Source organism: Pseudomonas sp. GW821-FHT05H12 (assembly GCF_059419385.1).
The window spans coordinates 225,670-250,513 of the sequence record NZ_JBWKRS010000002.1; the positions used below are offsets into that span (position 1 = coordinate 225,670).

At 61.3% G+C, this 24,844-nt stretch carries 19 protein-coding genes and 1 tRNA gene; 12 read left to right on the forward strand and 8 right to left on the reverse strand.

What is annotated here, in order from left to right; all coding sequences use genetic code 11:
• Window positions 1-370: 370 nt before the first annotated feature.
• Together AC07SU_RS02735 and AC07SU_RS02740 are read right to left on the reverse strand one after the other, a co-directional pair.
• The gene (locus AC07SU_RS02735) at window positions 371-1,183 is read right to left on the reverse strand and encodes a hypothetical protein (protein WP_494996139.1); all 813 of its coding nucleotides are present in this window, start codon (window positions 1,181-1,183) and stop codon (window positions 371-373) included.
• Window positions 1,184-1,264: 81 nt separating this feature from the next.
• Window positions 1,265-1,340: transfer RNA gene (locus tag AC07SU_RS02740), tRNA-Thr, on the reverse strand.
• Between the two features lie 185 nt (window positions 1,341-1,525).
• Here AC07SU_RS02740 and AC07SU_RS02745 point away from each other — a divergent pair.
• Window positions 1,526-1,936, forward strand: coding sequence for a hypothetical protein (locus AC07SU_RS02745; RefSeq protein ID WP_494996140.1), 411 nt, complete (start codon window positions 1,526-1,528; stop codon window positions 1,934-1,936).
• Window positions 1,937-1,986: 50 nt separating this feature from the next.
• Here the strand turns inward: AC07SU_RS02745 and AC07SU_RS02750 are convergent, their stop codons facing one another.
• Window positions 1,987-2,211 carry a DUF2790 domain-containing protein gene (locus tag AC07SU_RS02750; RefSeq protein WP_176997318.1) on the reverse strand — a complete coding sequence of 75 codons (225 nt, stop codon included), beginning with the start codon at window positions 2,209-2,211 and terminating at the stop codon, window positions 1,987-1,989.
• A 654-nt stretch (window positions 2,212-2,865) separates the two neighbouring features.
• On the opposite strand from AC07SU_RS02750, the gene bcsQ (AC07SU_RS02755) reads away from it, so the two are divergent.
• From bcsQ (AC07SU_RS02755) to bcsQ (AC07SU_RS02800), 10 genes are all read left to right on the forward strand, one after another.
• A complete protein-coding gene (bcsQ, locus tag AC07SU_RS02755; RefSeq protein WP_494996192.1) occupies window positions 2,866-3,849 on the forward strand; it encodes a cellulose biosynthesis protein BcsQ in 984 nt (327 codons plus the stop codon).
• A complete protein-coding gene (gene bcsA / locus AC07SU_RS02760) occupies window positions 3,846-6,065 on the forward strand; it encodes a UDP-forming cellulose synthase catalytic subunit (protein WP_494996141.1) in 2,220 nt (739 codons plus the stop codon). Before bcsQ (AC07SU_RS02755) ends, bcsA begins: the two co-directional genes overlap by 4 nt.
• Complete coding sequence (bcsB, locus tag AC07SU_RS02765) at window positions 6,062-8,335, forward strand: cellulose biosynthesis cyclic di-GMP-binding regulatory protein BcsB (protein WP_494996142.1); 2,274 nt, start codon at window positions 6,062-6,064, stop codon at window positions 8,333-8,335. Before bcsA ends, bcsB begins: the two co-directional genes overlap by 4 nt.
• Window positions 8,332-9,528, forward strand: coding sequence for a cellulose synthase complex periplasmic endoglucanase BcsZ (bcsZ, locus tag AC07SU_RS02770; protein WP_494996143.1), 1,197 nt, complete (start codon window positions 8,332-8,334; stop codon window positions 9,526-9,528). The genes bcsB and bcsZ overlap by 4 nt, the downstream gene beginning before the upstream one ends.
• Complete coding sequence (locus tag AC07SU_RS02775) at window positions 9,510-13,403, forward strand: cellulose biosynthesis protein BcsC (protein ID WP_494996144.1); 3,894 nt, start codon at window positions 9,510-9,512, stop codon at window positions 13,401-13,403. Before bcsZ ends, AC07SU_RS02775 begins: the two co-directional genes overlap by 19 nt.
• A 16-nt stretch (window positions 13,404-13,419) precedes the next feature.
• Window positions 13,420-14,082 (forward strand): SGNH/GDSL hydrolase family protein, encoded by a 663-nt coding sequence (locus AC07SU_RS02780; RefSeq protein ID WP_176997313.1) that lies wholly within the window; start codon window positions 13,420-13,422, stop codon window positions 14,080-14,082.
• On the forward strand, window positions 14,082-14,747 hold the full coding sequence (locus AC07SU_RS02785; RefSeq protein WP_494996145.1) for an alginate O-acetyltransferase AlgF: 666 nt from the start codon (window positions 14,082-14,084) through the stop codon (window positions 14,745-14,747). The genes AC07SU_RS02780 and AC07SU_RS02785 overlap by 1 nt, the downstream gene beginning before the upstream one ends.
• Window positions 14,748-14,764: 17 nt before the next feature.
• Window positions 14,765-16,180, forward strand: a complete 1,416-nt coding sequence (locus AC07SU_RS02790) for an MBOAT family O-acyltransferase (RefSeq protein ID WP_494996146.1) — start codon at window positions 14,765-14,767, stop codon at window positions 16,178-16,180.
• A 12-nt stretch (window positions 16,181-16,192) separates the two neighbouring features.
• The gene (locus tag AC07SU_RS02795) at window positions 16,193-17,317 is read left to right on the forward strand and encodes an alginate O-acetyltransferase AlgX-related protein (RefSeq protein WP_494996147.1); all 1,125 of its coding nucleotides are present in this window, start codon (window positions 16,193-16,195) and stop codon (window positions 17,315-17,317) included.
• A 176-nt stretch (window positions 17,318-17,493) separates the two neighbouring features.
• A complete protein-coding gene (gene bcsQ / locus AC07SU_RS02800; RefSeq protein ID WP_494996148.1) occupies window positions 17,494-18,420 on the forward strand; it encodes a cellulose biosynthesis protein BcsQ in 927 nt (308 codons plus the stop codon).
• 241 nt (window positions 18,421-18,661) lie between these two features.
• Here bcsQ (AC07SU_RS02800) and AC07SU_RS02805 read toward each other — a convergent pair whose 3' ends face one another.
• The 5 genes from AC07SU_RS02805 to AC07SU_RS02825 all read right to left on the reverse strand — a co-directional run bounded on the left by AC07SU_RS02805 (window position 18,662) and on the right by AC07SU_RS02825 (window position 22,865).
• Window positions 18,662-19,849, reverse strand: coding sequence for a methyltransferase (locus AC07SU_RS02805; protein WP_494996149.1), 1,188 nt, complete (start codon window positions 19,847-19,849; stop codon window positions 18,662-18,664).
• Complete coding sequence (locus AC07SU_RS02810) at window positions 19,830-20,519, reverse strand: ABC transporter permease (protein WP_101273709.1); 690 nt, start codon at window positions 20,517-20,519, stop codon at window positions 19,830-19,832. The genes AC07SU_RS02805 and AC07SU_RS02810 overlap by 20 nt, the downstream gene beginning before the upstream one ends.
• A gap of 38 nt (window positions 20,520-20,557) precedes the next feature.
• Entirely contained in the window at window positions 20,558-21,253 is a 696-nt protein-coding gene (locus tag AC07SU_RS02815) for an ABC transporter permease (RefSeq protein ID WP_017254012.1), read from the reverse strand.
• 72 nt (window positions 21,254-21,325) lie between these two features.
• Window positions 21,326-22,078, reverse strand: a complete 753-nt coding sequence (locus AC07SU_RS02820) for an ABC transporter substrate-binding protein (RefSeq protein WP_060754625.1) — start codon at window positions 22,076-22,078, stop codon at window positions 21,326-21,328.
• Window positions 22,079-22,091: 13 nt separating this feature from the next.
• A complete protein-coding gene (locus AC07SU_RS02825; RefSeq protein WP_010213906.1) occupies window positions 22,092-22,865 on the reverse strand; it encodes an ABC transporter ATP-binding protein in 774 nt (257 codons plus the stop codon).
• Between the two features lie 555 nt (window positions 22,866-23,420).
• On the opposite strand from AC07SU_RS02825, the gene gabP reads away from it, so the two are divergent.
• A complete protein-coding gene (gene gabP / locus AC07SU_RS02830; protein ID WP_176997305.1) occupies window positions 23,421-24,812 on the forward strand; it encodes a GABA permease in 1,392 nt (463 codons plus the stop codon).
• The last annotated feature ends 32 nt before the right edge of the window (window positions 24,813-24,844 follow it).

Here is a 24,844-nt window from a genome sequence, read left to right on the forward strand (position 1 = left end):
TTATCAAGTCTTGCTATACGCGTTGTTACGCATCGCGGATAAAGCAAAGGCCTGCATCGCTGCAAGCCTCTGATTTAATTCGTGCCGTACCAAGAGTCGAACCTAGGACTCAACTGATGTTGAGTCAGTCGTTATGCCGTGCCAGTCACGCCGCTTGCGCAGCACACTAAATAGGGCGGGGCAGTCCCAAGGAAGTCCAGCGCGCCATCTATATAGCCCCGTAGGTAGTCAGCGCGGTTGAACAAAATCTGTCTGGCCGGCCCCTCCTGGTAGTCCAATGGACCTCCCAACTGGCGCCTTAATTGATCATTTCCATTTTTGAATGGGAGCGACGGAGGTGGGCCTTGGCATGGTGTTCTCCGAATCGCATTTACCGATACGTCGCCCGGTCAATCCGCTTGCCAATCTGTCTTGCGCCCAAACCCGCGATAATGAGGATCAGTATGAATAAACCGCCTTTCCCTATCGGGAGAAATACTTCTATTTCGGCCCCCACAGTCTCAAGGATGAGAACAGCACCTGCTATGCAAGTGATACCTGTCATATAGGCAAGTGGTCTGGATACGATGAGTTTGCGGCTGGCAGATGCCATATATACAAAGTAAAGGGTAAGCATGCTTAGAGCTGCAAAAAGCTTCATAACAAAGCCGACCCGATGGGGGGCTGGGAGGGACGAATCGACATAATTGACTCCCTTCACGCCTGCAATTCGCGCTTTCGCTTCAAAGCTAGGTGCTCCTCCTGACGTGAGAATCGTTAGGAAGACTGAATCCTCTGGATTCACCAAAAATGGCGCGATCATGACCCGTTTGTCATCTGTCGATACCTTTGCCGTGATGCCAGCAGGGGAGGTATCAGTGACTTGGGCGCTTACAACCAAAGCCTCATTCTTCGCAAATAGTTCGATGGGCGTTTCAAAATCACTGCTCAGGATTGGCTTAGCCCCATCATTAACCACCTGCAAAAGCGAGAGGTAAGGACGATCAATATTACGACCGTTTATGGTTACCTGGAGGTCTTTGATGCCGGCTTGTTGGTCGAGCTGCAGGGTTGTTGAAGACAGGTGCTTGACGGTGATCGCCCGCGCATCCTGTTTTGACTGCCATAAAACAGGGACAAGCGCGCATACAAGCGTGACCACAAACATCACGATATATTTCCAGTCGATCGACTTCCAATTCATCGCGTCATTCCGTTGTTACGTCGCTTGTTACGTCTAGCAGACAAACAAAGGCCCCGCATCGCTGCGAGGCCCTGTTTTGAATGGTGCCGGCACCAGGAGTCGAACCCGGGACCTACTGATTACAAGTCAGTTGCTCTACCAACTGAGCTATACCGGCGTGTTAGGGCGACGATTATAGCGATTGGCAAGCTTCTGTAAACCCCTGAATTCTGACTATTTTTACAAAACCCACGCTTTTCTCCCTCGCGCTCCTTTTTCCTACAGGCAAGGTTAGGATGCCTACCGCGCCTCAGAGCCTTCAGCGCCAGCGCGCAACCCATCCAAATCAAAAGGAAGCCTCACGTGAAACGGACGCTATGCCTGTCTCTCCTCCTGCTAACCGCCGCCCTCAGCGCGTGCTCCTCTAATAAGCCTGCCAACGACCCCGCCCTGGTGGGCACATGGAAAGGCCTGCGCACGCAAACGGACAAATGCCAGTTCCTCTCGTGGACCAACAACCTGCGTTCCGACGGACGTTTCACCATCACCTTCTTCCGCGATGCGCAGCAGACCCAGGTGATCCAGACCGAGCAGGGCAGTTGGTCGGCGGCCAATGGCAAGAATGAGTTGCGCACCGACGGTGTGCGCACGCCGGATCTGTACACCTATAAGCTGGTGGACCCGGACACGGTGCATTACGTGAGTGTGTCGGCGAGCCCGAGTGGGGACTGCCAGGAAGACTATGCGTTTACCGAGCACCGCATTCGCGGCTGACTCACCTTCGCGCTAAAACCGGGCACCGCTGTGCCCGGTTGGCGCGCTTCTCAGTTTCCATCCCCGCAGTTATCCGCAAATTTCTTGTAGGCCAGTACCTGGGTCTGGCCTTTCGAGTCCAGGTAGGTCATGCGTGCATCCACCACACCGCAACCTGTGCCCACGGTTTCGGTGGTGGACAGTACGCGCTGTATATCGGGCTTTGGCTTCATGTCGGCGTGTGCGTTTACGGCAAAAGCCAGCAGGCTGACGGCGATCAAGGTGTTCCAGTTCATGGTGGGTATCCTCCGGGTTCAATAAGGGTGTGGGCTTATTGAACGCCTGGGAGGTATCTGGCCTGTGTCCGGCGGCGCGGGTTTTGCTTCGTTGTGTATAGGGGCCAGGCCTTCATACACAGAGATACACGGGCCGTGGCTTTGCCGGTGATTTTGAGTCGACCGCTCAGCCGGTTTTCCCTTGAATCCGGGTGAGGTTTCCGTATTCTGTTGCGCGATATAAACCGTAGGTTTAATCGCGGTTTCGTGTAGGCAAGTTTTCGAGACAGTGTGGGGCTGCCGAATATTTGTTGATGGATATGTCAGTTTTGCGCCGTTGTTGTCCGTTCGGGCAGCAATCTCCGCGAAAAAATAACGCAAGTTCATGTTCTAACAGTGAATGCCTTTTTCTTCGCAAAAATGTCATAAAAATGGCGTCATGCCGTTCGTCGGATTAAATTGAACTAAAAGCATCAAAATACTGACACCATCAATGTGATATCACAGAATGCGCGCCACACCACATAACTAGAAGAATTCAAGGTCAGCACATTGCTGACCTTTTTATCGCCTTTAAAGCGCAAACAAGGTGGGGAGGGGCAGTGAGTGAGTCGGGCAGATGACATTTCAAAACTATTCAACAAGCTGGGTGCCAACCCGAATGGTTACCGCGAGATCAACGTTGTCCACGAGTACCTCGAGGACGATGTAGAGGTCCTGGAGAGCCCGGAAGTCGTTGAAGCGCCTGCGGTTGTGCAAATGCCCCCGGTCATGGAAGCGCCGTCCGCCCCCTTGCTGCGGTTGCTCGAAGAGCTGAACCACGGCGAAGCCGAACACCTGCACCCGCCTGAAGTGGTGGAGGGCCTGGACGGCGAAGTGTACTCGGAGCTTTCCAGCCCGGCCGTTGTGGTGGTGGTCTCGGTAAAAGGCGGCGTTGGCCGCAGCACCCTGACGGCAGCCATTGCCAGCGGCTTGCAGCGCCAGGGCCGCCCAGCGCTGGCCCTGGACCTCGACCCTCAAGACGCCCTGCGCCATCACTTGTGCCTGGGCCTTAACATGCCCGGCGTCGGCGCCACCAGCCTGCTCAATGAAGGTTGGGAAGCGCTGCCTGAACGTGGTTTTGCCGGCTGCCGCCTGGTGGCATTCGGTAGCACCGACCACACCCAACAGCAGAGCCTGAACCGCTGGCTCGGCCAGGACGCCGAGTGGCTGAGCAAACGTTTGGACAGCCTCAAATTGAACGGCCAGGACACGGTGATCATCGATGTCCCGGCCGGCAACTCGCTGTACCTGAGCCAAGCCCTGTCGGTGGCTGACGTCGTGTTGGTCGCCGTACAGCCCGACGTGGCGTCGTTCAGCACCCTGGCCCAGATTGACACTTTGCTCGCGCCCGCTTTCGAGCGCGTAACCCCGCCACAACGCTTCTATGTGATCAACCAGTTGGACGCCGCGCACCGCTTCAGCCTGGACATGGTCGAGGTGTTCAAGACGCGCCTGGGCGATGCCCTGCTGGGCACCGTGCACCGTGACCCCTCGTTCAGCGAAGCCCAGGCCTACGGGCGTGACCCCCTCGACCCTACCGTCAACAGTATCGGCTGCCAGGACGTCCACGCCCTGTGCCGCGCCTTGCTCGAACGCATCGACTCGGACCTTCCATGACCGACACTACGTCCTCCACGCCCTTCGTTGAAGGGCGCGCTGAACAGCGCCTAAATGGCGCCATTGCGCGCTTCAATCGCTGGCCGGCGGCGCTGCGTACGGTACTGGTTGTCACCAGTGGCGTGCTCGGCGCCCTGCTGTTGATGAGCATCATCGCCGCACCGCTGGACCTCTACAGCCAGTTCCTGTTTGCCGGCGTGTGCTTCCTGGCGGTGCTGGTGTTGCGCAAGATCCCGGGGCGCCTGGCGATTCTTGCGCTGGTAGTGCTGTCGCTGGTGGCGTCGCTGCGCTACATCTTCTGGCGGCTGACCTCCACGCTCGGGTTTGAAACCTGGGTCGACATGTTCTTCGGCTATGGCCTGGTGGCGGCCGAGTTCTACGCCATGGTCGTGCTGATCTTCGGCTACGTGCAAACCGCCTGGCCCCTGCGCCGCCAGCCCGTGTGGCTCAAGACCGAACCGGAAGAATGGCCGACGGTCGACGTGTTCATCCCCACCTATAACGAAGCCCTGAGCATCGTCAAACTGACCATCTTCGCCGCCCAGGCGATGGACTGGCCAAAAGACAAGCTGCGCGTCCACGTGCTGGACGACGGTCGCCGCGACGACTTCCGCGACTTCTGCCGCAAGATCGGCGTGAACTACATCCGCCGCGACAACAACTTCCACGCCAAGGCCGGTAACCTCAACGAAGCGTTGAAGGTCACCGACGGCGAATACGTTGCCCTGTTCGACGCCGACCACGTGCCGACGCGCTCCTTCCTGCAGGTGAGCCTGGGCTGGTTCCTGAAAGACCCGAAGCTGGCGATGCTGCAAACGCCGCACTTCTTCTTCTCGCCGGACCCGTTCGAGAAGAACCTCGACACCTTCCGCGCCGTGCCCAACGAGGGTGAGCTGTTCTACGGCTTGGTGCAGGACGGCAACGACCTGTGGAACGCCACCTTCTTCTGCGGTTCCTGCGCGGTGATCCGCCGTAAGCCCCTGCTGGAAATCGGCGGCGTTGCCGTCGAGACCGTGACCGAAGACGCCCACACGGCGCTCAAGCTCAACCGCCTGGGCTACAACACCGCCTACCTGGCCATCCCGCAAGCCGCGGGCCTGGCCACCGAAAGCCTGTCACGCCACATCAACCAGCGAATCCGCTGGGCACGGGGCATGGCGCAGATTTTCCGCACCGACAACCCGCTGCTGGGCAAAGGCCTCAAGTGGGGCCAGCGCATCTGCTACGCCAACGCCATGCTGCACTTCTTCTATGGCTTGCCGCGCCTGGTGTTTCTCACGGCGCCGCTGGCTTACCTGGTGTTCGGCGCCGAGATCTTCCACGCGTCGGCGCTGATGATCGTGGCCTACGTGCTGCCGCACTTGGTGCACTCCAGCCTGACCAACTCACGGATCCAGGGGCGTTTCCGTCACTCCTTCTGGAACGAGGTGTACGAGACGGTACTGGCCTGGTACATCCTGCCGCCGGTGCTGGTGGCGCTGGTCAATCCCAAGGCCGGTGGCTTCAACGTCACCGACAAGGGCGGCATCATCGACAAGCAGTTCTTCGACTGGAAGCTTGCGCGCCCGTACCTTGTGTTGCTGGTGGTGAACCTGGTGGGCCTGGGCTTCGGTGTGCATCAACTGGTGTACGGCGCGGAAAACACCGCCGTCACCGTCGCCATCAACATGACCTGGACCCTCTACAACCTGATCATCACCAGCGCCGCCGTGGCCGTGGCCTCCGAGACGCGCCAAGTGCGTTCCGAGCCGCGTGTGAGTGCGAAGCTGCCGGTGAGTGTGATCTGTTCCGACGGTCGCGTGCTTCACGGGATCACCCAGGACTTCTCGCAGAACGGCTTCGGCCTGATCCTCGATGATGGCCACTCTATTGTCCAAGGTGAACGGGTGCAGTTGGTGTTGTCGCGCAACGGCCAGGACAACCTGTTCCAGGCGCGAGTGGCGTTCAGCAAGGGCGCCCAGATTGGTGCGCAGTTCGAGTCATTGACCCTGCGCGAGCAAAGCGAACTGGTGCGCCTGACGTTCTCACGTGCCGACACCTGGGCCGCCAGCTGGGGTGCCGGCCAACCCGATACGCCGCTGGCCGCCTTGCGCGAAGTCGGCGGTATCGGCATCGGCGGTCTGTTCACGTTGTGCCGTGCCACCCTGCATGAATTACGTATGGCCCTGCGCCGCACTCCCTCACAACCGCTTGATACGTTGATGGACAAGCCATGACCTTCACACCTCTTTTTGCGCGCGCTCATTCGCGTGCCGCACTCGCGTTGATGATCGCCTCGCTGTTGGGCCTGAGCCCACTGCTGCAGGCGGCCGACAAAGCCGCGATTGCCCCCGTTGCCGCGCAAGGTGCCGAGAACGGTTACAGCCTCACGCTCAAGCAATTGGGCCGTCGCGACACCATGAACCTGCAGGGTGTGGAGTCGTCCGACAGCGTCAACTTCGACATCCGTGCCGACCAGGTCGTGACAGGCGCTCAACTGCTGCTCAACTACAGCTACTCGCCGGCGTTGCTGGCTGACCTGTCGCAGATCAATGTGCTGGTCAACGACGAAGTCGCCGCCAGCCTGCCGTTGCCCAAAGAAGGTGCCGGCACGGCGCAACAGGCCGTGGTACAGATTCCGCCGCACCTGATCACCGAGTTCAACCGCCTGCGGTTGCAGTTCATCGGTCACTACAGCATGTCCTGCGAGGACCCGCTGCACAGCAGCCTGTGGGCGAAAATCAGCAACACCAGCGAACTGAAAGTGCAGGTCTCGCCGATCCTGTTGAAAGATGACCTGTCGGTGTTGCCGCTGCCGTTCTTCGACAAGCGCGATGCCCGCCAGGTCAACCTGCCGTTCGTGTTCGCCACCGCACCGGATAACGCCACCCTGGAAGCGGCGGCTACGTTGTCTTCGTGGTTCGGCGCAATGGCCAGCTACCGTGGCGCTACGTTCCCCACGACCTACGGCACGATCCCGGCCAAGGGCAATGCCATTGTGCTGGTGCTCAGCCCCAACGCAGTCGACGTCAATGGCGTGAAAGTGGCGCAAGCCACCGGGCCGACCCTGAACCTGATCGCCAACCCAAACGACCCTCAGGGCAAATTGCTGATCGTGTCGGGCCGCGACGGCGCCGAACTCAAGCGCGCAGCGACCGCTGTGGCGCTGGGCAACCCGGTGCTGGCCGGCAGCAGCGTGGTGATCGACAAACTCGAAAGCCTGGCACCGCGCCGTCCTTATGACGCGCCGAACTGGGTGCCCAGTGATCGCCCGGTGCGTCTGGGTGAACTGGTCGAGCTGAAAAAACTCAGCGTCTCGGGCTACAACCCGGGCGCCATCAACGTGGATTTCCGCCTGCCGCCCGACCTGTTCAACTGGCGTGAAGAGGGTGTGCCGCTGCACCTCAAATACCGCTACACGCCGCAGCAGGTGTCGACCAATTCCTCGCTGCTGGTGGGCCTGGATGACCAGTTCATGAAGTCCATGCCACTGCCGTCGATCACCAACCTGGCGGACGGCAAGACCCTGTTGAGCATGATGCAGAAGGACAACACGCTGCCGCGTGAAGCCACTGTGCTGCTGCCGATCAGCTCCGCGTCGCCGATGTCCAAGCTGCAACTGCGCTTTATGTACGACTACATCAAGGAAGGCGAATGCCGGGACATCATCGTCGACAACATGCGCGGCACGATCGATCCGGATTCGAGCCTCGACATCAGCGGCTACCAGCACTTCATCGCCATGCCCAACCTGGGTGTGTTCAATGACGCAGGCTTCCCGTTCACCCGCCTGGCAGACCTGTCCGAGTCGGCCGTGGTGTTGCCTGACACCTTTGGCACCGAGGAGCTGAGCGCGTACCTGACCATCCTGGGTCGCTTCGGCGAGTCCACCGGTTACCCGGCGACGGCCGTCAAAGTGGTGCAAGCCAAGGACGTGCAAAGCGTTGCCGATAAAGACCTGCTGGTGATCGCCACCGGTGCCGACCAGCCGTTGTTCAAGCAATGGCAGCAATACCTGCCGGCGACCGCCAATGGCCCGCAGCAGCACTTCAAACTGTCTGACCTGCCGCGCTACGTCAGCACGTGGATCAGCCCGGACGCCGCAGCCAACAAGCATGCGGCCAACGCGGCCATCAGCTTCAACAGCTTGAGCACCAGCACCTGGTTTGCCGGTTTCGAATCGCCGCTCAAGGCCGGTCGCAGCGTGGTGCTGATCTCCAGCACCAAGCCCGAAGGCCTGCAAGCCGCAACCGCCGTACTGATTGGCGGTGACCAATACAAAGACACCATCCAGGGCAGCCTGGCGGTGGTGCAAGGCACACAGGTCGACTCACTGGTGGCCGACCAGCAGTACTACGTCGGCAAACTGGGCCTGTTCAAGTCGGTGCAATGGCAACTGTCGCAAAACCTTGGCTGGATGCTGTTGTTCACCTTCCTTGGCATGGCGATTGTCTCCTGCCTGATCTACCTGTCCCTGCGTGCCCGTGCAAAACGGCGGTTGGCATGATGCGTCCAGCCGCTTGGGTTGTGGTGGGCGCCGCGATGTGTGCGGGGGCGGCCCAGGCCCAGACGTGTGACGCGCAATGGCCGCTGTGGCAGAACTACGCCACGCGCTTTGTGCAGGAAGACGGGCGGGTGCTGAACTCGTCCCTGAACCCCAGCGAGAGCAATTCCGAAGGCCAGTCCTACGCCATGTTCTTTGCCCTGGTGGGCAACGACCGTGCGCGTTTCGACAAGCTGTGGACCTGGACCAAGTCCAACATGGCCGGCAACGACATCAATCGCAATTTGTTCGCTTGGCTGTGGGGCAAGAACAAGGACGGCGAGTGGGGCGTGATCGACGCCAACTCCGCCAGCGATGCCGACCTGTGGATCGCCTATTCGTTGCTCGAAGCGGCGCGCATCTGGAACGTGCCGCAATACCGCGCCGATGCGCAGTTGGTGTTGGCCAATGTGGAAAAGACCCTGATCGTACGCGTACCGGGCCTGGGCAAGATGCTGTTGCCGGGGCCGGTGGGCTATGCCTATCCGGGCGGTTTGTGGCGCTTCAACCCCAGCTATCAAGTGTTGGCGCAACTGCGTCGCTTCAATAAAGAGCGCCCGAACGGCGGCTGGAATGAAGTCGCCGACAGCAACGCGAAGATGCTGGCCGACCCGCACAGCAACCCCCATGGCTTTGCCGCCAACTGGGTGGGCTACCGCGCTACCAGCACCAATGCCGGCGTGTTTGTGGTCGATCCGTACTCTGACGACCTGGGCAGTTACGACGCGATCCGCGCCTACCTGTGGGCCGGCATGACCGCCAAGAGCGACCCGCTCGAGGCGCCGATGCTCAAGGCCCTGGGTGGCCTGTCGCGAGCGACGGCGGCGTCGGCCAATGGCCTGCCGCCGGAGAAGGTCCATGTGCTCACCGGTGAAGTCGAGAAAAACAATGGCTACTCGCCGCTGGGGTTCTCGGCGTCGGCCATGGTGTTCTTCCAGGCACGCGGCGAGACCGCCTTGGCGCAGCTGCAAAAGCAGAAGCTCGACGACGTGCTGGGCAAGGCCATGGCGCCGTCCGCGCCCGATACCGCGCAGCCGGTTTATTACGACTACATGCTGAGCCTGTTCGGCAAAGGTTTTGCCGATCAAAAGTACCGTTTCGAACAAGACGGTACGGTCAAATTATTCTGGGAGGGCGCATGCGCCGCCACACGCTAGCCCTTGCGATTTTGGCCACCCTGGCGTCCAGCGCCAGCCTGGCTGCAACCAGCGACCCACAAGCCTTGCTGATCGAGCAGGGCAACTACTGGCAGTCGAAGAAGAACCCCGAGCGTGCCCTGGAAAGCTGGCAGAAACTGCTCAGCCTGAGCCCCGAGCAGCCGGACGCGCTGTACGGTATCGGCCTGGTCCAGGTGCAACAGCAACATCCGGAAGAGGCACAGAAATACCTGGCCCGCCTGCGTGCGATTTCGCCACTGCCGCGCCAAGCCTTACAGCTTGAACAAGACATTGCCGTCAACATTCCCGCCAACGCCAAGCTGCTGGAACAAGCCCGTGAACTGGGTGAACCGGTGGAAGAGCGCGAGCAGGCGGTGGCGCTGTACCGCCAGATTTTCCAGGGGCGCCAGCCTCAAGGCTTGATTGCGCGTGAGTATTACAACGCCTTGGCGTTCACGCCCAAAGGCACCGCCGAAGGTATTGCCGGCTTGCAACGCGTCACGCGTGAGCGTCCGAATGACTCGATCGCCGCGCTGTTCCTGGCCCGGCACTTGGCGCGTAACCCGTCTTCGCGCGTCGAAGGCATTCGTGCGATGGAGCGCCTGTCGACCGACAACGACGTGGGCGGCGCCGCCGATGAAGGCTGGCGTTTTGCGCTGGTCTGGCTCGGTGCGCCGAACCGTGAGCAGGTGCCATTGTTCCAGCAGTTCCTGGCCAAGCATCCGGACGACACTGAGATCCGTGCCCTGATGAACAAAGGCATTGCCCAAGGCAAGGGCGATGGCGGCTGGCAGCGTGATCCCAAGCTGGTCAAGGCGTTCAAGGCCCTCGACGAAGGCGACCTGAAAACCGCCGAACCGTTGCTGGCAGCGCGCCTGGCTGAAAAATCCAATGACGTCGATGCCCTCGGCGGCATGGGTGTGGTGCGCCAACAGCAGCAGCGTTTCAGCGAGGCAGAGAACTACCTCGGCCAAGCCACGCGCCTGCCCGGTGGTGGCGCCTGGCAAAAAGCCTTGAATGACGTGCGCTACTGGAGCCTGCTGAACCAGGCCCGTGACGCACAGAACGCCGGCCGCAGCAGCCAGGCCCGTGACCTGGCCGCCCAGGCCGAACGCCTGAACCCCGGCAAGACCGACGCCACCATGGCCCTGGCCGGTTTCCAGGCGCAAGACAACCAGCTCGACGCCTCCGAAGCCAGCTACCGCAAAGTACTGGCGCGCAACCCCAACGACCCGGATGCCCTGAGTGGCCTGATCGGCGTGTTGTCGCAATCCGGCCGGCCCGATGAAGCCTTGAAGCTGATCGACTCGCTGTCCGCGGCCGACCGTGGCAAGTTCTCTTCGAGTGCGAAGATCAAGGCCCTGCGCGCCACTCAGATGGGCAAGGTGGCCGACCAGCGCGGCGACTTGAAGGCCGCCCAGGCGGCTTACCAGCAAGCCCTCGACGCCGACCCGGAAAACCCCTGGACACGTTTCGCCCTGGCGCGCGTGTACCTGCGCGACGGGCAAATCCGCAACGCCCGTGCCCTGATCGATGGCCTGCTCAAAAGCCAGCCCAGCCAGCCGGATGCGCTGTACACCAGCACCTTGCTCTCGGTTGAGCTGGATGAGTGGAAAGCGGCGGACGCGACCCTGTCGCGCATTCCTGCGGCCCAGCGCACGCCGGACATGAATGAGCTGGCGAGTGACATCGCCCTGCACAAACAGACTGAGATCGCCATCGAGAGCGCCCGCCGTGGCCAGCGCCCCGAAGCCTTGGCGCTGCTCGGTCGCAGCGCTTCCCTGGCCGGCAAGAAGCCCGAGCGCCTGGCGGTGCTGGCCTCGGCTTACGTCGAAGTGGGTGCACCGGAAGAAGGCTTGCAGATCATGCAAGGCGTGCTGGAAAAGACCTCGAACCCGACACCCGACCAGAAGCTGCTCTACGCGGGCGTGCTGCTCAAGGCCAACCACTACACCGAAGCGGGCGACATCCTGCGCGACCTGCAGGGCCAGCCGTTGACCGACGCCGGGCGCCAGCGCTACGAAGACCTGATCTTCCAGTACCGAGTCAAGCAGGCCGATGCGCTGCGCGAGAAAAATGACTTGGTGGCTGCCTACGACATGCTCTCGCCGGCGCTGGTGCAGCGTCCTCACGACACTTCGGCGATCAGTGTGCTGGCGCGCATGTACGCCGATGGTGGCGATGGCAAGAAAGCCATGGCGCTGTACGAACCGCTGGTGCAGCAGAACCCCAACAACGCTCGCCTGCAACTGGGCCTTGCCGGCATTGCCTTGAAGGGCGGTAATCGCAGCCTGGCCGAATCGGCCACCGACAAGGCCCTGCGCCTGGACCCGACCAGTGCCGAAACGCTGACCGCTGCCGGGCAGATCTATCAGGGGCTGGGCCGTAATGCCGAGGCGGCCGAGTTGCTGCGCCGCGCCCTGGCCATCGAGAGCGCCCAGCGCGTCCAGGCGCGTTCGGCGCTGGCTGATGCCCAAGGCGTGGCCTACAACCCCTTCGTCGGCTTGCCGGGCCAGCGTCGGCAGATCACTGACCTGGCCGTGGATCGCGGCGCCGTGCCGCCGCCCATCGATGCGCCGGCCAGTACGGTACCGGCACCGGTGGCTGTGCCGGGCGCTGCCGTCCCTGCCAACGGTTTTGTAGCGTCGAACAAATTGAGCGACCCGTTTGTTCCGCCGACTCGAATTGCCGCGCTGGACAACCCGACCTTGAGCCCGGCACGCCGTGCCCTCGATGGCCTGTTGCGTGATCGCAGTGGCTACCTGGTGCAGGGCTTGAGCGTGCGCAGTAACAACGGTGAAAGTGGCCTGAGCAAAATCACCGAAGTGGACACGCCATTCGAAGCGCGCATGCCAGTGGGTGACTTGAATGTGGCGTTGCGTGCGACGCCGGTGAGCTTGAGTTCGGGTGCGGTCAAAGCCATTTCGGCCGCGCGTTTTGGTGGTGGTGAAGGGAATGACAAAGCCAAGCGAGAAAACGGCGTCGGCCTGGCCGTTGCCGTTGAAGACCCGGCGCAAGGCGTCAAGGCTGATATCGGTGTGAGCCCGCTGGGCTTTACCTACAACACCGTGGTGGGTGGCGTGAGTGTGAATCGACCGTTCACCGAAGGCGGTAACCTGCGCTATGGCGTCAACGTTTCGCGGCGCCCGGTGACAGACAGCGTGACCTCGTTTGCCGGTTCGACTGCCAGGATCACGGACGCTGATGGCCAGGTCCGCGATAAGAAGTGGGGCGGCGTCACCGCCAACGGCGGGCGTGCCGAGCTGAGCTACGACGACCAGGAAGTGGGTGCCTACGGCTACGCGTCGTTGCACCAGTTGATCGGTAACCATGTCGATGAAAATACTCGCATGGAATTGGGCAGCGGCGTCTACTGGTACCTGCGCAACACACCGACCGACACCCTCACACTGGGCGTCAGCGGCATGGCCATGGGGTTTAAGGACAACCAGGGTTTCTACACCTATGGCAACGGCGGCTATTTCAGCCCGCAACAATTCTACTCGCTAGCCGTGCCGGTTCGTTGGGCGCAGAGTTTCGACCGCTTCAGCTATGAGATTAAAAGCTCGGTAGGCGTGCAGCATATCGCGCAAGATGGCGGTGATTACTTCCCGAGGGACAGTGATCTTCAGCGAGATGCTATAGGTACAAAAACATACGACAGCAGCAGCAAGACCGGTATCGGCTACAGCCTCAACGCGGCCGCCGAATACCGCCTCAGCTCGCGCTTTTACCTGGGTGGCGAAGTCGGTGTCGACAACGCCCAGGATTATCGCCAGTACGTCGGCAACGCGTACCTGCGCTACCTGTTTGAAGACCTGAGTGGGCCTATGCCGCTGCCGGTCAGCCCTTACCGTTCCCCGTATTCGAATTGATTGATAGGAGTCATCCATGCCTGTTTCCGCGATTGCCGGCCTGACCCTGCTGGTACTGGGCGAAAGCCACTTGAGCTTTCCCGATCACCTGCTTGACCCGCTGCAAGCCAACCTGACGGCGCAAGGCGCCAAGGTCCACACCATCGGCGCCTGTGGCGCCGGTGCGGCCGACTGGATCGTGCCGAAGAAAGTCGACTGCGGCGCCGAGAACCTGCCGGGCGCCAAGCCGCAAGTGTTCGGCAAGAACGCCATGAGCACCACGCCGGTCAAGGACCTGATCGCCAAGGACAAGCCCGATCTCGTCGTGATCATCATTGGCGACACCATGGCGTCCTACCCGGACCCGCAATTCCCGAAAGTCTGGGCGTGGAAAAGCGTGACATCCCTGACCAAGGCCATCAGCGAAACCGGCACCAAGTGCGTGTGGGTCGGCCCGGCCTGGGGCAAGGTCGGCACCATGTACAAGAAGGATGACGCGCGCACCAAGCTGATGTCGTCGTTCCTGGCCACCAACGTTGCGCCGTGCACCTACATCGACTCGCTGACCTTCTCCAAGCCGGGCGAGTGGATCACCACTGACGGCCAGCACTTCACCATCGACGGCTACCAGAAGTGGGCCAAGGCCATCGGCGGCGCGCTGTCGGCATTGCCGGCTGACGCTGTGAAGGGAGCCAAGTGATGAAGCGTCTTTCTCTGGGCCTGGCGACCTTGCTCGCCAGCGTCAGCGCCTACAGCGCCGACATCCCGCTGTACCCCACCGGGCCGGAAAAAGACTCGGCGTTCCTGCGTTTTGCCAACGGCACCAGCAGCGAGTTGAAGCTGGTGGCCGACGGGTCCAAGGCCAGCCTGGTGCTGGGCGGCGACAAGCTCGTCTCCGACTACCTGCCCGTGTCGGGCGGCAACGCGCCGATCAAGGGTGTGTTGAGCCAGGGCAGCAAAACCGCTGATCTGGCGGTCACTGTGGCCCCGGGCGAGTTCGCCACGGTGATCGCGGTGGCCGATGCCAAAGGCGGTATTCGCCAGTTGGTGATCCACGAGCAACCGGACGACTTCAACGCGTTGAAGGCCTCGCTGGCCTTCGTCAACGCCGATGCCGCGTGCGCCGATGCCAGCCTGGAAGCCGTGGCGCAAAAGGCCGAACTGTTCAAGAAAGCCGCCGAAGGTTCGGTGCAACGTCGCATGATCAACCCGGTGGAACTGTCGGTGCAGCTCAAGTGCGCGGGTACGCCAACCGGCCAGCCATTGACGTTCACCCTCAAGGCCGGCGAGCGCTACAGCGTGCTGGCATTGCCATCCGCTGCCGGTACCAGGTTGTTGTTCGCGCCTGACACGCTCGCTAACTGATCGGGCCCGAACCCACCATGGTCTTTGCCTCACTCGAATTCCTCACGCTGTTCCTGCCGGCCTTCCTGTTGATTTATGCCCTGGCTCGTCCGAGCTGGCGCAACGTCATCCTGTTGATCGGCAGCTGGTTGTTCTACGGCTGGTTGAGCCCGTTGTTCCTGTTCCTGCACATGGTGTTGACCGTGGTGGCGTGGGTCGGCGGCTTGCTGGTGGACCGCTCCCGTGAGGACGGCAAAGGCCGGGTGCGCCTGTTGATCGCGTTGATCGTGTTCAACACGGCGGTGCTGTGTTGGTACAAGTACGCCAACATCGTCGCGGGCACCGTGAGCGAGGTGATCACCTGGTACGGCTACATGCCGCTTGATTGGCAACGCGTGGCCTTGCCGGCCGGCTTGTCGTTCATCGTGCTACAGGCCATTTCCTACCTGGTGGACGTGCACCGTCATACGGTGCCGGTGGAGCGTAGCTTCATCAATTACGCCACCTACATTTCGATGTTCGGGCACTCGATTGCGGGCCCGATCATCCGTTACGACTGGGTTCGCCGCGAGCTGAACCAGCGTTATTTCAACTGGCCGAATTTTGCCCTCGGCGCACGGCGCTTCATGATCGGCATGGGCATGAAAGTGCTGGTGGCCGACACCTTGTCGCCCTTGGTCGACATCGCCTTTCACCTGGAAAACCCTAGCCTGGTGGACGCCTGGATCGGTTGCCTGGCGTATTCGCTGCAACTGTTCTTCGACTTCGCCGGCTACAGCGCCATGGCCATCGGCCTGGGCCTGATGCTGGGCTTCCACTTCCCGGAAAACTTCAACCGGCCTTACCTGGCCAGCAGCATCCAGGACTTCTGGCGGCGCTGGCACCTGTCGTTGTCCAGCTGGTTGCGCGACTACCTGTACATCGCCCTGGGCGGTAATCGCGATGGCGTGTGGCGCACCTATCGCAACCTGTTCCTGACCATGGCGATTGCCGGGTTGTGGCACGGCGGCGACAGCTGGAACTACCTGCTGTGGGGTTCGGCCCACGGCGTGGCGCTGTGTGTTGACCGTGCGTGGTCACGGTCGAGCCTGCCGAGCATTCCGCCGGTGTTGTCGCACATCCTCACGCTGCTGTTTGTGTGCCTGGCCTGGACCCTATTCCGCGCACCGGACTTCCACTCGGCGCTGACCATGTACGCCGGCCAGTTCGGCCTGCACGGCATGGGCCTGGGTGATGCGATGGCCGTGGCCATGCGCCCGGCCCATGGTATGGCCGCGGTGCTCGGCCTGGTGTGCATCATTGCGCCGATCTGGCAGGTGCGCTGCGAGCAGCGCTTTGGCACACAGCCGTGGTTTGTGGTGGCGGCCTCGCTGTGGCCGGTGGCCGGGTTTGTGTTGTCGTTCGCGCTGATTGCCAGCCGCGACGCCGTACCGTTTCTGTACTTTCAGTTCTAAGGACGCCCGACCATGCCTGCTCCTACCGCGCCGACGCCACCGAGTGAAGTGGCCGTTCGTACCAGCCCGCTGGCGGCCTGGGTGCTGGTGCCTTTCCTGGCGGCCGGGCTGTTGTCCTGCGCCTGGCTGATGGTCAAAGGGCCGATCAGTTTTTTGCCGGTCAAGGTCGACAGCGACATGCTGCTGCACGGTGATGTAACCCATCGCTTTGCCAAGGAACTGGCCAAGGCGCCGATGGCGATCCAGGCCGCCAACCTTGAGCGTGGCGGCAGTTGGCTGGCGTTTGGCGACACCGGGCCGCGTGTACGCCAGGGGTGCCCGGGCTGGCTGTTTATCAGCGATGAACTGCGCATCAACCGCCACGCTGGCGCCAACGAGCAGACCAAGGCCCAGGCCGTGATCGACTTGCAGAAGCAACTGGCCAACAGGGGCATCGACCTGCAAGTGCTGGTGGTGCCGGACAAGAGCCGCATCGCCGCCGCCGAGCGTTGTGGCCTGTATCGCCCGGCCGTGCTCGACAGCCGGATTGAGGATTTCACCGGTGTATTGCAGGCCGCTGGCGTGTCGGCGCTGGACCTGACCGACACCTTGAAACCCTTGGGCGCCGAGGCGTATCTGCGCACCGACACCCACTGGAGCGAGATCGGCTCCAACGCCGGTGCGAAGGCCCTGGCGCAGCGCATCCAGCAGCGCGGCATCCAGGCCACGCCGGAGCAGGCGTTCGACATCACCCAGGCACCGCTCGCGGTGCGTCCCGGTGACTTGGTGCGCCTGGCCGGCCTGGATTGGCTGCCGCCGAAGTTGCAACCGCCAGGGGAGTCAGTCGCAGCGAGCAGCGCCCATGAAACCGGCGGTGCCACCAGCAATGCCGACGATCTGTTTGGCGATGCCGGCCTGCCGAATGTGGCACTGATCGGCACGTCGTTCTCGCGCAACTCCAACTTTGTCGGCTTCCTGCAAAAGGCCCTGAATGCGCCGGTGGGTAATTTCAGCAAGGACGGTGGTGAATTTTCTGGCGCGGCCAAGGCGTACTTCGACAGCCCGGCTTTCAAGCAAACACCGCCTAAGTTGTTGATTTGGGAGATTCCTGAGCGGGATCTGCAAACGCCTTACGATCCGATCAACGTAAGTCAGTAATTTGACGATTTGCCGCCTGTCTAAAAAATAGGCGCCCATATACCAAAATAATGACACTTTGACGGCTCTGTAACAGAATGCTTGCACAGAGACGCACACAAAAAGACCTGCGGTAAGCCCTCGTTTTTCTTGCCGACCCCTCACGTCTTTAAGATGCGCCGTGTGGAGTTCAGGCCATGAGCCTTACTGATCGAATTTTCTGTCTGCTAGGCAAGGATGTCGCCCGAGATCCCCAAGGATTGAATGCGCGCCTGCATTTCTTTGGCAGCATTCCCGTCGACGACGGCACTCCGTTTCCCCCTCCCAGTGCCAATGAACACGCCCTGCCGGTGCAGGTGATGGCGCAGCGCCCGAAAGTCGTGGCGTTGGTGTCGATCAATGGCGGCGTCGGCCGCAGCACCTTGGCGGCGGCCTTGAGCAGCGGCTTGCAGCGCCAGGGCGAATCGGTGGTCGCGCTGGACCTGGACCCGCAAAACGCCTTGCGTCATCACTTCGGCGTGAGCGCCGCGTTGCCGGGGATCGGTCGCACAAGTCTGCAACACGGCCAGTGGCGCCCACTTCAACAAGCCGGGTTTGCCGGCTGCCAAGTGATTGCCTTTGGTGATACCACCGAGCAACAACAGGAAAACCTGCACCGCTGGCTCAAGCAGGAAACCGGTTGGCTGGCGCGGCACGTCGCGGACCTTGGCTTGAGCGAGCGGCAAACGCTGATCATCGATACGCAGGCCGGCAATAACGTGTATTTCCATCAAGCGCTGAGCATCGCCGATGTGGTGCTGGTCGTGGCCCAGGCGGATGCCGCTTCACTGGGTACCCTCGACCAGATGGAGGTATTGCTCGCGCCGTACCTGGCACACGCCAAGGCGCCGCGTGTTCATTACGTGATCAACCAGCTGGATGAGGACAATGCCTTCAGCCTGGACATGCTCGAAGCCTTTAAGCAGCGCTTGGGCAATGCCCCGATGGAAGTGCATCACGACGCGGCGATCAGCGAAGCCCTGGCGTTTGGCACCGACCCGTTGGACAGCCCGGCGATCAGCCTGGCGTGTGACGATATCAACGACCTGTGCCGTGTGTTGAAGGCGCCAAAAAAAACCGCATGAAGTGCGGTTTATGCGCTTAACACCAGACGCTTATGCACAATCGGTTGGTTGGGGCTGTCACGAAACAGCCATTTTGTGGAGCCGTTCTCAACACGCTGCAACTGCCTGTTTTGCGTGCATTTTATTTTATGAACAAAAAATGACCAGTAGGGCTTTTGGGCTGTAGCGCTTATAACTACAGCCTCCGTAAAGAATTCATCAACAGAGTTATCCACAGGGCGCGGCGCGAAGAATTTGCCCCTTAATCGCGCTCGGCCAGCACCATCAGGTTGCGTGGGGTCAGGGCCGGTTCGCAGAAGGTGCCTATCTCAACCTTATAGCCCGCTTCCTTCAGAAAAAGTGCCCGATCCAGCACCAGCCACATCTCCAGCGGGCGCCGAAACAGCCCGCGTACCAGTTCCAGGTTACGAACCTGCGCCAGGCGCCACCAGCCGTGGGCTTCCAGCGCGTCCCAATCCTGTTCGCCTGTGGATAACCCTTTGAGGGTTGCCAGGGCCTGGCAGTACTCGGCGAACGGCTTGCCCAGCCAGCTGGCGGGCAGCGAGGGCGTGGGCAGGTAGTCGTCACACCCGCGCAGCTGGCGTTGCAGGTGGTCGAACCCCAGGCGTCGGGCCATCGAGATATCGCGCTGTTGGCGCACCCGTGCACCTGCGGTGACGGTTTCGCTCAGCGGCAGGCCCAGGTCATCCACCGACAACTGCAAGGCCGAAGCACGCCCCGCAGCGGACAGCGCTTGATAGCGCTCCGCGCCGATGCGGTTGTAGCAGCAAGGCGCCACTGCCAGTTGTTTGCAGCCGGCGGCGCTGGCCAATTGCAACAGCCGCACGTGCAAATCGCCGCAGGCGTGCAGGGCGACGGGGGTGTGCTCGGGGCTTATCGCCACGTTCGCCATGACGTCTTGCAGGGTGTGGGTCGCGGGCAAGTGATGGTGATCACTCAAGGCCTGGCCTGCAGCAATCAACGCCGGGTCGTATTCCAGGCAGGTCAGTTGCTGGCCGGGCTGCAGCAGGCGACGGCCGAGGTGGCCTTTGCCGGCACACCAGTCCAGCCAGTGTTGGGGCGTGTCAGTAAAGGTCAGGGCGCCGCCGAACGCTTCGATCTGCTGCCACTTGCGTCCGGGAACGTCGACGTTCAAGCGAGGGTGAGCGGGTGCCAGGGGTCGGGTCGGTAACTTATCCACAGCACTGAGCTGGCGTGCTCTAGCGGCCAGCTGTGGAAAAGGTACCGGCGCGGGCAGGTCATGGGGATGGTTGTGGCTGGTTTCGGCGTCCTCCAACGAGCGTTGACGCAGCCAACTCGCAAGCTCGGGATGCTCGGTTTCCCAGGGTAAGTGCAGATGCGTAAAGGGCCGTGGTCGCCACAGCCCTTGGTGCTCGATCAGAAACGCATCCAGCGCCTGGAAGCGTGCCTCAACGTCCTTGGCAGGCATCGACGCGCAGCCAGCGTTCCAGCAGTTTGAAGCCACGTACCAGGATGTAGGCCATCAACAGGTAGAACAGGCCGGCTGCGAAGAAGATCTCAACCGGCAAGTAGGTGCGGGCAATGATGGTCCGCGCCATGCCGGTCAATTCCAGCAACGTCACGGTACTGGCCAGGGCGCTGGCCTTGAGCATCAGGATCACTTCGTTGCTGTAGGCCGGCAGGCCGATGCGCGAGGCGCGGGGCAGGATGATGTAGAACAGCGTCTTGGGCTTGGACATGCCTAGGGCGCGCGCCGCTTCGATCTCTCCCGGCGGGATGGCCTGGATGGCGCCGCGCAGGATCTCGGCGATATAGGCGGCGGTGTGCAGGGTCATGGTGGCGGTGGCGCACCAGAACGGATCGCGCAGGTAGGGCCACATGAAGCTCTCGCGCACGGTGTCGAACTGCGCCAGGCCGTAGTAGACCAGGAACAGTTGCACCAGCAGCGGCGTGCCACGGAAGAAGAAGATGTAGGCGTAGGGCAGGGCGCTCACGTACCAACGGCGCGAAGAGCGGGCGATGCCCAACGGAATCGCCAGCAACAGGCCGGCGATCACGGCAATGGCCACCAATTCCAGGGTCAGGGTTGCGCCTTGGGCCAGTTTGGGCAGCCACTTGATGATCACGGCCCAGTTCAGGCCCAGGTCAAAATGCGACAGCCAGCTGTAGTCACCGCTCATTGGGCGCTCCTTGCAAAGCCGCGGGCGGCGCGTTTTTCGAGGAAGTGCATGCCGGTCATGGCCAGCACGGTGAGGCCCAGGTACATGAAGGCCGCCACCATGAAGAAGGTGAACGGTTGCTTGGTGACGGTCACGCCGATCTGCGCATGGCGCATGATTTCTTCAAGGCCGATCACCGAGACCAGCGCGGTGTCTTTCATCAGGATCATGAACAGGTTGCCCAGGCCCGGCAGGGCGATGCGCCACATTTGCGGCATGATCAACCGGGTGAAAATGCGAAACTTCGACAACCCCAATGCCACGCCCGCTTCGCGGTGGCCCTTGGGAATGGCGAGGATTGCGCCACGGAACACTTCCGTGGCGTAGGCACCAAAGCACAGGCCCAGGGCGATGACCCCGGCGGCAAAGGCACTGAGGGAAAGGTCGGGGTTGCCGAAGAACTCACCGAGGGCGCGCATCAGGTTGACGGTGCCGAAGTAGATCAGCAGCACCCACAGCAATTCAGGAATGCCGCGAACGATCGTAGAGTAGGCACCGCCCAGCCATTGCAGTGGCTTGTACGGGGAAGTCTTGGCCAAGGCGCCGGCAAGGCCCAGCACCAGCCCCAGGCACAGGGCCGTGAGCGCCAGTTTGACGGTCATCAGCGCGCCAGCGGCAAGCGCCGGGCCGAATCCGTAGAGGTCGAAATTCATGGTGTTTTCATATCGCAAGGCATTGCTAAAAGCCGACGCGCTCAGGTGAGCGCGTCGGGCAAGTCGCTCAGATCATTCGATGCTGAACGGGAAGTACTTGTCGTTGATCTTTTTGTAGGTGCCGTCTGCCTTGATCTCTGCCAGGGCTTTGTTCAGGCGCTCGCGCAGCGGGTCGCCCTTGCGTACGGCGATACCGATCTTGTCGCTTTCTACAACCGGGTCGCCTTTGAACTCATAGGCCGAACCGTCTTTGCTCTTGAGCCATTCGTACTGCACGTACTTGTCGGCGAGGATGCCATCGAGGCGGCCGGACGTCAGGTCGAGGTAGGCGTTTTCCTGGGTGTCATACAGCTTGGCGGTGGTGTCCGGCAGCTTGTCTTCCAGGTAGGTGCCGGCCAGCGTCGCGCGCTGGGCGCCGATGGTCTTGCCCTTCAGGTAAGCGGCGTCGGTCTTGAAGTCTGCGGTGGCTTTGGGCGCGATGAATTGCAGCTTGTTGGAGTAGTACGGGTCGGTGAAGTCGACGGCCTGCTTGCGCTCATCGGTGATGGACAGCGAGGACACCAGGAAGTCGAACTTCTTGGCGTTCAGGGCCGGGATGATGCCGTCCCAGTCGGACACATACACTTCGCACTTCTCGACTTTCATCTTGGCGCACAGGGCGTCGCCGATGTCTTTGTCGAAGCCGACGACGTTGCCGCTGGCGTCTTTATTGTTGAACGGCGGGTAGGCCGCTTCGATCCCCATTTTCAAGGTTTCTGCCATGGCCGTGGCGCTGAACGCCATCGAGACGGCCGCGGCCAGAAGGAATTTTTTATAGTTCTGCATGCATGTTGCTCCGTTAGCGGTTGCTGGACATGAATTGTTTGCAGCGCGCCGAAAGCGGGTTTTCAAACACCTGCTGTGGCGATCCTTGCTCTTCGACCAGGCCCTGGTGCAGGAACACCACCTCGCTGGAAACCTGGCGGGCAAAGCCCATCTCATGGGTGACCAGCAGCATGGTGCGGCCTTCTTCGGCCAGCGCGCGGATCACATTAAGTACTTCCTGGACCATTTCCGGGTCAAGGGCGGAAGTGGGCTCGTCAAACAGGATGACCTTGGGCTGCATCGCCAGGGTGCGTGCGATGGCCGCCCGTTGTTGCTGGCCGCCGGACAATTGCGCGGGGTAGGCGTGGCGCTTGTCGGCGATGCCGACCTTGGCCAGCAGGGCTTCGGCGACTTCAATGGCTTCGGCCTTGCTCTGGCCGAGCACACGGCGAGGGGCCTCGATGATGTTGTCGAGGATGCTCATGTGCGGCCACAGGTTAAAGTTTTGAAACACAAAACCGATTTCGCTGCGCAGGCGGTTGATCTGTTTGCCGTCGGCGGCCATCAACTCGCCGTTCTTGGCGGCCTTGAGCTTGAGTTCTTCGCCGGCCACCAGGATCTGGCCCTGGTGCGGGTTTTCCAGCAGGTTGATGCAGCGCAGGAAGGTGGACTTGCCGGAACCGGAGGAACCCAGGATCGAGATCACGTCGCCGTCGCGAGCGGTCAGCGAGATACCTTTAAGTACCTCCAGCTCACCATAGCGTTTATGCAAGTTGCGGATTTCAAGCGCGGGCGTGGCCTCAGCCATGTGGGGTCCTCAATGTGTTCGTTGCGTTCTTCGCTGTTGGGCCGCCTTCCTGGCGAGGCGCCAAGCTAGCATAGCGTTTGGATGACAGCCAACAGCGCTGCGGACGGTAAACGGGTGGTCTGCGGCAGGGTGTCGCATCGGCACAGCAGCGTGTCGCGCCATCAACAACCAAACAGCCGTTTGAACCCGAAAACCCGCAGGTTTCGCGTAAAAAAGGGCGCGATGGTGCCAGCTTTGGACGGGTGTTGGAAGGGTTAACCGGGCAAACGGTACGTATCAGCCCTTTTATGGGGCGTCACGTACTTTTTGTGTGTGTTTTTGGTGCGCTCGTTCGTCTTTAAAGTGGGTCGCACGGTAACGCTATAGCGGAATGCCATTGTTCTCAATGACTTGCGATTGCTGTTGAAGTGCGCTGCAGCCCGCGTCAATCGCGGCTCTGTAACATTTTGGCGCAAATCTTGCGTAAAAAATAAAGAACGCCCTGTTGGATTCTTTTCACGAGAAAGACTGCAGGCCGGGCGGACCGTTTTCGCAATTCCTCGCAAAGGTGTGTCAATGAGTAGTACGCAAAGCTCCAATGACCTCGAACAGGGGCTCAAACCGCGTCACGTCACCATGCTGTCGATTGCCGGCGTTATTGGTGCCGGTTTGTTTGTCGGCTCCGGCCACGCGATTGCTGCCGCCGGGCCCGCCGTACTGCTGGCGTATGCCGCAGCAGGCACCCTGGTGGTGCTGGTGATGCGCATGCTGGCCGAAATGGCCGTGGCGTCTCCCGACACCGGTTCGTTCTCTACTTATGCCGACCGCGCGATCGGTCACTGGGCCGGTTTCACCATCGGCTGGCTGTACTGGTGGTTCTGGGTGTTGGTGATTCCATTGGAAGCCAACGCCGCTGCAACCATCCTGCATGCCTGGTTTCCTGATGTGGCCATCTGGGTGTTTACCCTGGTCATTACCTTGTTGTTGACGGCCACCAACCTGTTCAGCGTGAAGAACTACGGCGAGTTCGAGTTCTGGTTCGCGTTGATCAAGGTGGTAGCGATTGTCGGCTTTGTGATCCTGGGTCTGGCCGCGATCTTCGGCTTCCTGCCCACCAGCCAGGTCAGCGGCGTTTCGCACCTGTTCGACACCCAGGGCTTCATGCCAAACGGCATGGGCGCGGTATTGGCCGCCATCCTGACCACCATGTTCTCCTTCATGGGCACCGAGATTGTGACCATCGCGGCCGCCGAGTCGAAGAACCCGGGCCAGCAAATCACCAAGGCCACCAACTCGGTGATCTGGCGGATTGGTTTGTTCTACCTTCTGTCGATCTTCATCGTGGTGTCCCTGGTGCCATGGAACGATCCGACCCTGGCAGCCGTGGGTTCCTACCAGACTGTGCTGGAACGCATGGGCATCCCGAATGCCAAGTTGATTGTCGACCTGGTGGTCCTGGTGGCCGTGACCAGCTGCCTTAACTCGGCGTTGTACACCGCCTCGCGCATGCTGTTCTCTCTGGGTCGTCGCGGTGACGCCCCGGCCGTCGCCAAGCGCACCAACAAGAGCGGCACGCCTTACTGGGCGGTTCTGCTGTCGACCGGTGCAGCGTTCCTGGCGGTATTCGCCAACTACGTGGCGCCTGCTGCAGTGTTTGAATTCCTGCTGGCCAGCTCCGGCGCCATCGCGCTGCTGGTGTACCTGGTGATCGCGGTCTCGCAACTGCGCATGCGCCAGAAGCGCACGGCGGCCGGTGAGAAGATTGTCTTCAAAATGTGGCTGTTCCCAGGCCTGACCTACGCGGTGATGGTGTTCATCGTGGGCACGCTGACCATCATGCTGTTCCAGGAAGCGCACCGGGTCGAGATCATCGCGACCGGGATTTTGAGCGTGTTGGTGGTGGCGGCGGGGCTGATTGTGGCGAGCCGTCGCAAGGCCCAGCGCGTGGGTGCTGCGGTACTTAATTGACACCTCACTGTAGGAGCCGGCTTGCCGGCGAT